The organism is Moorena sp. SIO3B2 (assembly GCF_010692525.1).
Lineage (GTDB): Bacteria > Cyanobacteriota > Cyanobacteriia > Cyanobacteriales > Coleofasciculaceae > Moorena > Moorena producens.
Map to the genome: position 1 here is coordinate 1 of NZ_JAAHHE010000942.1, position 1,182 is coordinate 1,182.

Genomic DNA, 1,182 nt, shown 5'->3' on the forward strand with positions numbered 1-1,182 from the left:
CCCGTTTGCCGTTCTACTAATCTGTAGTTTCCTTGCCGTTGGAGGATTTCTTGAGCAATGCGGCCAGTTGGCTCTAGGCAGTTTCGCCTGAGCTGACAAGTCGCAAAAAGTTGTTCATATTGAGGTTTGAGAGTACGAAGCCGGAAATCCCTAGACATTTTTATTTTGACTTTAGGACATGATATAATTGTTAGGTAGTGTTCTTGTGGGGTGAGCTACAAAATATTTGGTTTTAGGGAGTAGGGAGTAGGGAGTAGGGAGTAGGGAGTAGGGACTTCGGAGCAGGGACTTCGGAGCAGGGAGCAGGGACTTCGGAGCAGGGAGCAGGGGATTATTTTTATAACTGAATAATATCCAATTTAAATGGGCAACAGCTTACCAATTACTAATTACCCTCAATCATTCCATTAATCAGTAACCCCTGTTTTTTATTGTATCTTTATTTTTTTTGTATTGATGGTATTTTAGCTATTATTTTTATTTAAGTAATTTATTTTAAAGCGTTTTTTTTGTAATTAATCAAGGGTTTATATAGGTAAAAATACGGTTTTTTATTAGTAGTATTAGATAGTAATAAATTCATAAATCGCTATTCCCTATTCCCTATTCCCTATTCCCTACTCCCTATTCCCTACTCCCTACTCCCTACTCCCTAAGACTACCGTATAATAATATAATAGATAAAGCCTAGTCTTGATTCCCACTGTCAGCCAATCTATTATGCTTAAAAGTTCTTTGCCAAAATCCTCTCTGAGGACTGAGCAACCTCCAGACTGTGAGATATCCCAGTTATCCCCTACTTCCTTGACCCTGATCGCTGATTTCTTTAAAGTCTTATCTGAAGTAAGTCGCTTGCAGATTATCTGTTGTCTGAAGTCCGGCTCAAAAAATGTTAGTCAAATTATCGAAGAAACAGGCTTAGGTCAAGCCAATGTATCCAAGCATTTAAAAATCCTGGCTAAAGCAGGGATTGTAACTCGCAATCAACAAGGAATCAATGTCTTCTACCAAATAGCTAATCCCTTTATCTTTGAGCTATGTGAGCTAGTGTGTGATTCCCTGTCACTGCAAATAGAGCAACAACATCAACAGCTAGAGCAACTCAAAGCGATGCAGCAATCTTTTTAGTGACCTTGGTAATTGGTAATTGGTAATTGTGATTACTCCCGAACTATTGCCCAT

1 protein-coding gene is annotated in these 1,182 nt (G+C 38.7%); it reads left to right on the forward strand.

The window, feature by feature from the left end; translation table 11 throughout:
* Window positions 1-720 precede the first annotated feature (720 nt).
* Entirely contained in the window at window positions 721-1,128 is a 408-nt protein-coding gene (locus F6K38_RS42535) for an ArsR/SmtB family transcription factor (RefSeq protein WP_287251228.1), read from the forward strand.
* The last annotated feature ends 54 nt before the right edge of the window (window positions 1,129-1,182 follow it).